The sequence below is a fragment of the Paractinoplanes polyasparticus genome, assembly GCF_019710575.1.
In the GTDB taxonomy this organism is placed as follows: domain Bacteria; phylum Actinomycetota; class Actinomycetes; order Mycobacteriales; family Micromonosporaceae; genus Actinoplanes; species Actinoplanes polyasparticus.
Genome location: NZ_JAHWFK010000042.1, coordinates 184931 through 192375, shown reverse-complemented (window position 1 = coordinate 192375; position 7445 = coordinate 184931). Strand labels below are relative to the sequence as shown.

The following is a 7445-nucleotide window of genomic DNA, read 5'->3' as shown; positions in this document are numbered from 1 at the left end:
CCCGTTACCTTTTTGATCGTCCCCAGCCGGGGACTGCTCGGTCGCTCGGTCCGGTATGACTTACTGCCCCTGTCGCACGCATGATCCGGGGGGTGTTGTCGCCGGGCCGGGTGGTGTCGGCGAGACCGTGCGCCCGCAACAGCCCCGGTGAGATCGATGCGGCCACCAGTGGTACATACTCGGCGAAGGTCGGATCCTCGGGACGCACCGGCGCCCCCGCCACCAGGTCGTCAGGAGAAATACCCATCCGCTCCAGTAGCAGCCGAGGCGCCTGCAGGCCGGCCTGATCGATCGTCGGCTCAGCCATCGCGCCGACCCCCGAGCGCGTCGGCGTGGACCTGGTTCACCACCGCGTCCAGGACCGCGGGCGGATGTACTACCAGCAGGTCACCGTTCGGATAGGCGGCCAGCAGCACCCGGTAACCTGCGGCCGGCGAACACCACCGCCGGGCACCAGCCTGCAGGTGAGATAGACGATGCGTCGTGATCCGGAAGGTGCCTCGATCGTCCGAGACGACCGCGATGTCCGGAGCTCAACACCGTGGATAGCAACACGGCAATCGCATCCCGAGAACTTTGCGTCAGACCGGCGGAGGCAAGATCAGGCGTCCTTAGGCGTGAGAACCGCTTCGGGCGTCATCACCTTCGCCGACGGCACCCTGGGCGTCGTGTCCAATACCCGTTACAACGGCCGCGGCTACGACGTACGGCTGGAGGTGCACGGTTCGGCCGACAGCATCGCTGCCGGCATCGACCCGAAGTGGCCGGTGCGCAACGCAATGCCGGGTGCTGCAGGTGCCGACCCCCATCCGCATCGCTTCTTGATGGACCGCTTCGCCGACGCCTTCCGCACCGAATTCGAACCGTTCCTTGATGTCGCCGCCGGGAAGCAGCCGTCGCCGTGCACGGTCGCCGACGGTCTCGAGGCTGACTGGATCGCCGAGGCCTGCGGTCGTTCGGCCGCGGAGCACCGTCCCGTACGCATCGAGGAGGTCCGGGTCCGATGATCTCAAGCAGGCGAAAGTCTTGGCCTGGGCCATCGGGAAGGAACTCCGGATTCCAGCGACGGCCGCCCTCCCGAGGGCTTGAATAACGCGTGCTGTCCCTGGCCGTCGGTTACTTCAGCGCCTACGCCAAAGTTCGATGCCGCCAGCGGCACGTTAATAGCCTCAGCAGCGGTCACGGCCCATGAAAGGGTCGGGCGTGAAGCCGTTCGTCGGCCATAGTGCGGTTGAAGCGTTCTGCCTTGCCGCTGACCTGTGGCCGGTAGGAGCGAATCAATCGGGGTTGGGCGCCAAGGGCGACCAAGGCATGGTGCCAGGCTTGGCCGCAGCTGCAGTCTGAACCTGCGATGGATTGGTTCCGACTACCGCCGATTCTTCGCTGCACCACTGTGCCGCCCCGCTGGGCCGCGGCCCAGCGAGCATCAGCGCAGAGTCGAAGGGCTTGCTAGCCTGCTCGCCGAAGATCACCGAGCGCATGGCCGACACACGGACGCGCCGGAGACCCGCGTGGTGCGAGGGCCTCCGGCGAGGCGGTTCCGTGCGGTGGATCAGGACCCGCGAAGGATCAGGTTGCCGTTGTCCGCGGCGCCGCTCTGCGAGCCGCGTTTCGCTGGCGCGTTTTGCGGCGCCGCCTTCCCCGCGGCTTTATCCCGCTGGCGTTTCGTTCAAACCCAAACCACGCAGGACGTCATCACGGTTCGCGTTTGCGCGCAGCGCGGTCAAGGAATTCAAGCGGCCCAGCAAAGTCGTGGAAGATGCGGGGCACTTCAAGTCTTGAATCGCCGACAAGGTCTTTTCAAAACGTTGGATGCGGCTCTCAAGGTCCGTTCCACTCGGAAGGTTCGCATTCTTGAGCGCTACCTGCGCGTTCACTTGGGCTTGAGTGGGTGGGCAGCGACCGGGAACATTTACCCCGGTAGGGCCCACCCGGTCGGCCGTCGCGTTCGGATCGCCCGGGCTGAAACCCAGCGCCGGCACCAACGCATTGATGTCACCGGAGCCGGCTCCGGCGTTACCCGTCGCTCCACTCGCGGCCGCGTCACCGGATCCTGCGGCGGCGGCTCTATCCGCCGGCGTTTCGTTCAAACCCAAACCACGCAGGACGTCATCACGGTTCGCTTTTCCGCGCAGCGCGGTCAAGGAATTCAAGCGGCCCAGCAAAGTCGTGGAAGATGCGGGGCACTTCAAGTCTTGAATCGCCGACAAGGTCTTTTCAAAACGTTGGATGCGGCTCTCAAGGTCCGTTCCACTCGGAAGGTTCGCATTCTTGAGCGCTACCTGCGCGTTCACTTGGGCTTGAGTGGGTGGGCAGCGACCGGGAACATTTACCCCGGTAGGGCCCACCCGGTCGGCCGTCGCGTTCGGATCGCCCGGGCTGAAACCCAGCGCCGGCACCAAAGCGTCAATGTTGCCGGAGCCGGCTCCGGCGTTGCCCTGTTCGGCGGCCTGGCTCATCCCCGTGCCGACCGCGAGAGCCGAGCCGAGCAGCGCTGCGGCGACACCTCCAATCACCAGCTTGCGCGTCCGGCCGCTGGCTCCGCGTCGATAGCTGCTGACTCCGCGTCGATACATGCACGGCTCCTCTTCGTCTCGGTACTGCTTGTGCCGAGATATACGAGCAACCATGTGCAGCAGTTCATGATGCCGAGCAAGCGTTCCTTAAAGTTTCTTAAACGAGACGCCCGGGGCGTGCAGCCGCCAGCCACCTGCCGGCTGAACGAGCTGTCGGTCAAGCTGTGGGTTGAGCACGGCGATACCGACGCGCTGCGCGCCTACGCCGATGCTAGTGAGTCTTGGGCCGCTCACCGGCTTCTCGACGTGTTAGCCGAGCGCGGTGACTTCGAGGCATTTGGTCGACCTGTTCGCCTGCGTCGGCGGGCTCGCCTACGGCCGCCACCGTTCCACGTCGGCCGGATCAAGGTGAGCGCGTAAGCACAGGTGCCGTACGGGATGACGGAAGCGTCCGGGGAAGTACGCCTGGTCGACCACGATCTCGGCGATCAGCAACGGCTCGACTCGGACGTGGGGCTGAGGCTCGCGTCGGTCTAGCCGGCCGATCCAGGCCGCGGGCAGCGACTGCGGCCATGGGTGGACGCCGGTCAAGCGGTGAGCAGTCGGGCGATCTCCTGGCGCTGGCTCAGCGCGAGCGGCACGGTCCGGGCGATGTAGCGCAGCCGGCGGCCGAGCAGCAGCGTCCGCGGGTCCTCGATGACGCCGGTGATCCCGCCGACGATCGCCTCGACGGTGATCTTCCTCTGCTGGTGAGGAGACGGTATTGGGAGCCTGCAGTATTCGGTCCGGCGGAGAAGGGCTTGTCGTCGCCGCACCCGACCGAGCCTTCCTCCAGGGCGGCCCCGGGGGCCTTCCGTATCCCGCCACCGAGTACAGAAATCGGCGTGTTCTAGCAAGGAAAAATACAAGGCGGTGCGGATCGCCTTACCTGCGCACTTCCGAGCCGGCGCGCCGGAAGCTCCTCAGCTACCCGGCTGACGGATTGCGGCGCCTGGATCGGTGCTCTGCTCAAGGGCCGTCCACCACTCCTCCAGCTCATCGACCCGGCTCTGGAGTGCGGCGTTCGCCGCCCGGGCCGTCGCCAGTTCCTCGGTCAGCGCACCGATCGGCCCGGAGGCGGTCAGGGCGTCGAGCCAGCCCGCGACCAGCCGATCCTCAGCGGCGACCCGGCGGAGCGCGGAAGCGACCACCTCCGGTGACAGCTCAGCCACGAACTCTCTCGGGAGCGTGAGCAGGCGAGCGACCTCGCCGAGGCTCCGCGCGGCGCTCATCTGGCGCCGAAGGCGCTCAGCGGACGGCACCGCCGGTTCGGCCGGCGTCGCAGCCGCGATCGGCTTGGCGGGAGAAGGAGCGGGCTTCGACACAGGTGCGGGCGTAGGTGCCGGCTCCGGGTCAGGCTCGGCCTCTGACGGGAGTTCGGGAAGGTCGTCCCCCATCCAGGCGTAGGCCAGAGTGTCGCCCTTCTGCCGTCGGACGACATTTGGCCACTTGGGCAGAACCGCCAGCGCGCGGGGCCCGTGCCGGGCCCAGGTCTCGTTCCGGAGACCGAGCTCGGCCAGACGCTCCCGGATCTCCCGCACCTTCAGCGGGACCGACGACTCGGCCAACAGGTGGAGAACCACCGCGAGGGGCTCTTGGGCGAAGACGGCGTGGAACAGCCGGGAGTCGGACAGAGCCAGGAAACGCAGCGAACCCCTCGTCGCGACGTGAACGCCGGCGCCCCGTGGGACAAGCTCTTCCTCATCGGTGTCATCCCACTTGACCTGATAGTTCGTCCCGTCATCCGCGAGGATCGATCCGGCTCGGGAACGGCGTACGCCGAACGAGTCGGACACCCGGACAAGACCCTGATCTGCGCTCACGAATGCGACTGTAATGGTTATTGTCGCGGCCGGGGCACCGGTCGGTGTCAGCCCATCCTGGCCAGGCCCATCGGCCGTGTGCGCCCAGCGCCGGCTTGGCGGAACAACTCTGAGAGGAGATGGGCACGCTCGCCGACCGCCCGTACGGACAGATCGGTGAGCTTGTTACTCGGTTCAAGGTCGAGCGTGAACGTGTGCCCGTCCCGGGGCTTCGTGGACGCGCTGCTGGCACGGATGGGTATGGAGGCCCGCCAGGCTGCCCAGCCCAAGGCCAACCAGCGCAAGTACCTGCAGGTGAACTCACTCGACCTCGCCCCGTACCCTGGCTGAACGGGCCGGCGGCACCGTGGCCGCGCTGCACGTCCCGATGGTGGTCGACAGCGTCGACACCGCCACCCGGCTGCGCGCCGAGCCGTTCGTCGACAAGACCGTGCAGCAGTTCGACCACCTCGACCGGGCGCTGGTCAGCGTCGGCGCAGGCCATCGTGGTTGCTGGTGAACATGGCGAGGATCTGCTGGTAGGGCCCGCCCGCTGATAACCGCTGGTTCAGGTGCGGTCATCCGTTGTCACGCCATAACGGGAAGAAGAAGTGCGTCACGGACTTCGGTGGCACGTTGTGGGGCACGTAGACCCACTGCCGGCCGCCGGCAACTCCTGCTGGCCGACGGCGTGGTGGGGGCGTCGTACGCGCCATCTGATTACTGCCCGACGTCGGCCGGCGGGGACCCAGACAGGTATCAAGTCGAAGAATCCGTCGGCGGCCGGCCGGTAGATCAGTACGGCGATGGCGGCGCGGTCCACCAAAGCGATCTTGCCGGTCAACATGTACAGGCCAGGCAATCAGTTCGTCAGAGACAGCAGATCATCCAGCCCAGCTTTCAAGCCCTGGAGGCCGTGCTCGCCGATCGAGGTCAGACCGCCCGTGAGTCCCCCGGCAATGGCCCCGATCACACCGTTACAAGGTCGTCGGCGCGCGCTGCCGTGACGGCCGGTACCCGCGGCGCATCCGGTGCGAATGAAGCCGTCCGGTACCCGTACGCGCGATCGTGAGGTACCGCACCGACAGGGAAAGAGGACCGCGATGAACGACCCGACCACCTCCAAACCCCTCGCCACCGGCGTAGTCCCCACCGTGAGGAGCGGGTTCATCGGCCTCGCCAGTACCACTGTCACCGTGTTCGCCGCCGCCGGCGCCGCCCACCGCCGGATCCACCGGATGGAGATTGCGCCCTCCGAGCTGGCACGCCGGCATTGGCGCTGGGCGAGGATCGCCGCAACGGAGGGCGTCGGGGCCTGACGCAACGGTTTGGCGACCTCTTCGCACAGCTGGCTCGTGAACTGAGCCAGCCGCTGTGCAGCGGGACTCGCTGTTGACTCGTCTCGCGGAAACGGTCCACACTGGGCATTCTGCCGAGGGCGCGGAGCCGAGAAGGTGGCTGAGGGAGGCACGTGGCGAAGCGGTGGGAGGACCATAGTCTGCCCTCGAACCTCCGAGCCGCCGCCCGGTCCAACCTGTACATCGGGATGATCTCCTGCCTGCTGGGGGTGGGGATCACCGTTGTCGGCTACATGGAGCTCTGGTCGTGGGTGGACCTGCTGCCCGGCTCCCAGTCCTACGTGGTGCAGATGGGATTCGTGTTCCTCGGGATCTACGCGTTTCAACAGGGCGAGCGCAACCGCTGGCGAGCGCAGGTGGCGTCGTCCCGGTTGAGCGACTACCGGCGTCTCCACGCCGGCATCGGCGCCGCCGAGCCGGTGTTCGGCCCGCAGGTCATCAGAGGCACCTACCAGGAGTACACAAAGTGGTTCGCGGTCGGTGCGGTCCTCACCAGTGGTGGGGTCTTCACGGTCAGCGCCTGCTTCTTGCCCCCGCCGGAAGGTCTCGGCCCGGCGGGGTGGTGGGCACTGCGCGCCTTCTTCGTCCTGCTGGGTGCGTTCAACCTCATCGTCGCCAAGAACGCGTTCCGCCGCGCGGTCCGGCTCCGCGTCGGCGTCATACCGTCGTTCACGCCGCTGCCGGCCGGCTCGTACGTGTTGTATCTGCGCAACTTCAGCGACGACCCTCAGCTCGCCAAACCGTTCCCCATGCTGGGGCTCCGCCCGCTGATCCCAGGCCTGTTCATGTTGGCGCGCAGCGAGGAGGAGCGGCTGGAGACCGCGTTGCGCTGGGCGGGCAGCCCGATGATCGCGGTCGGCGTGCCCGGCGAGCGCGCGCCGAACAACGGCATCCTGCGGATGCAGCTTCCCAACGACTGGCAAGCACCGGTACGGAAGCTCGTGCGTGACGCGCGGCTGGTGGTCCTGGTCCTCGGCCGCGGCGCCGGCACGTTGTGGGAGCTGGGCGAAGTGATGCGAGAACTGCCACCGGAACGGCTGGTGCTGGTCAACCCGATGAAGCGCGCGAAATACGAGGAGTTCCGCAGCGTGGCCAGGGAGGCATTGCACGCCCAGGCCGACGAGCTTGAACGCACCACCGGCCACCGATGGACACCGCCAGAGCTGCCCGACCCGCCCGCCGACAGGCGGACGCCCTCCCGGGTACGGGGCATCATCCACTGGTCCCGGGACTGGAAACCCACCTACGTCCCCTTGCCACGTGTCCTCCCGCCCGAGGACTACCTTCTCGGCGCCCTGGACCGAGCCCTCTGGGCCCCCATGCTGCAGATGACCGAACACGAGCGACGCGTCGGCGCACCCCACGGCTGAGCCGGGGACCGTGCCACGAACGGCACCTCACTTGTCAAGGCGTCGGCAGCAGAGAGCTATCGGATGATCCTGTTGCGGGAGAAAGGCGAGACCTTCCGCTGGCAGCCGGTCTCCCCCACTCTGGTAGCGTTCCTCCAGCTGCACATCGACGAACGCGGGCCGCTCGAGGACCAACCGCTGCTGCGCTACCGCAACGGCCGGCAAGCCGGACGACGCCGCTACGGCTACCTATTCGACCGACTCGGCAAAACCCTGCCCTGGCTCGGCACCCAACAAGTCTCCGCGCACTGGCTACGCCACACCCACCCTCACCTGGGTCGAGCGCGTCTACGGCTACGCCGTAGCCCTCGCCTACGCCGG

General features: G+C 67.2%; 10 protein-coding genes. 6 read left to right on the top strand and 4 right to left on the bottom strand.

The window, feature by feature from the left end:
* Positions 1-4 precede the first annotated feature (4 nt).
* The gene (locus tag KXC43_RS36485) at positions 5-307 is read right to left on the bottom strand and encodes a hypothetical protein (RefSeq protein ID WP_221380775.1); all 303 of its coding nucleotides are present in this window, start codon (positions 305-307) and stop codon (positions 5-7) included.
* A gap of 169 nt (positions 308-476) precedes the next feature.
* Here KXC43_RS36485 and KXC43_RS36480 point away from each other — a divergent pair, with 169 nt between their 5' ends.
* The gene (locus KXC43_RS36480) at positions 477-1007 is read left to right on the top strand and encodes a Gfo/Idh/MocA family oxidoreductase (RefSeq protein WP_255645432.1); all 531 of its coding nucleotides are present in this window, start codon (positions 477-479) and stop codon (positions 1005-1007) included.
* A 642-nt stretch (positions 1008-1649) separates the two neighbouring features.
* Here the strand turns inward: KXC43_RS36480 and KXC43_RS36475 are convergent.
* Positions 1650-2576, bottom strand: coding sequence for a hypothetical protein (locus tag KXC43_RS36475; protein ID WP_221380774.1), 927 nt, complete (start codon positions 2574-2576; stop codon positions 1650-1652).
* Positions 2577-2630: 54 nt separating this feature from the next.
* Here KXC43_RS36475 and KXC43_RS36470 point away from each other — a divergent pair, with 54 nt between their 5' ends.
* Positions 2631-2936 carry a hypothetical protein gene (locus KXC43_RS36470; protein ID WP_221380773.1) on the top strand — a complete coding sequence of 102 codons (306 nt, stop codon included), beginning with the start codon at positions 2631-2633 and terminating at the stop codon, positions 2934-2936.
* Positions 2937-3103: 167 nt separating this feature from the next.
* On the opposite strand, the gene KXC43_RS36465 is transcribed toward KXC43_RS36470, so the two are convergent.
* Together KXC43_RS36465 and KXC43_RS36460 are read right to left on the bottom strand one after the other, a co-directional pair.
* Positions 3104-3331, bottom strand: a complete 228-nt coding sequence (locus KXC43_RS36465) for a hypothetical protein (RefSeq protein ID WP_221380772.1) — start codon at positions 3329-3331, stop codon at positions 3104-3106.
* A 147-nt stretch (positions 3332-3478) separates the two neighbouring features.
* Positions 3479-4378 carry a hypothetical protein gene (locus KXC43_RS36460; RefSeq protein ID WP_221380771.1) on the bottom strand — a complete coding sequence of 300 codons (900 nt, stop codon included), beginning with the start codon at positions 4376-4378 and terminating at the stop codon, positions 3479-3481.
* A gap of 186 nt (positions 4379-4564) precedes the next feature.
* Between KXC43_RS36460 and KXC43_RS36455 the strand changes: the two genes are divergently transcribed.
* The 4 genes from KXC43_RS36455 (at position 4565) to KXC43_RS36440 (ending at position 7085) form a co-directional block, all read left to right on the top strand.
* On the top strand, positions 4565-4708 hold the full coding sequence (locus KXC43_RS36455; protein ID WP_221380770.1) for a hypothetical protein: 144 nt from the start codon (positions 4565-4567) through the stop codon (positions 4706-4708).
* Between the two features lie 16 nt (positions 4709-4724).
* Positions 4725-4877: a sugar-binding domain-containing protein gene (locus tag KXC43_RS36450; protein ID WP_221380769.1), complete on the top strand. Its 153-nt coding sequence runs from the start codon at positions 4725-4727 to the stop codon at positions 4875-4877.
* Positions 4878-5460: 583 nt separating this feature from the next.
* The gene (locus tag KXC43_RS36445) at positions 5461-5676 is read left to right on the top strand and encodes a hypothetical protein (protein ID WP_221380768.1); all 216 of its coding nucleotides are present in this window, start codon (positions 5461-5463) and stop codon (positions 5674-5676) included.
* Between the two features lie 152 nt (positions 5677-5828).
* Positions 5829-7085 (top strand): hypothetical protein, encoded by a 1257-nt coding sequence (locus KXC43_RS36440; RefSeq protein ID WP_221380767.1) that lies wholly within the window; start codon positions 5829-5831, stop codon positions 7083-7085.
* Positions 7086-7445 lie beyond the last annotated feature (360 nt).

Bases quoted from the DNA above. Each gene is read 5' to 3' on its own strand.
- KXC43_RS36475 (WP_221380774.1), bottom strand. From the start codon at position 2,576: ATGTATCGACGCGGAGTCAGCAGCTATCGACGCGGAGCCAGCGGCCGG.
- KXC43_RS36485 (WP_221380775.1), bottom strand. From the start codon at position 307: ATGGCTGAGCCGACGATCGATCAGGCCGGCCTGCAGGCGCCTCGGCTG.
- KXC43_RS36445 (WP_221380768.1), top strand. From the start codon at position 5,461: ATGAACGACCCGACCACCTCCAAACCCCTCGCCACCGGCGTAGTCCCC.
- KXC43_RS36480 (WP_255645432.1), top strand. From the start codon at position 477: ATGCGTCGTGATCCGGAAGGTGCCTCGATCGTCCGAGACGACCGCGAT.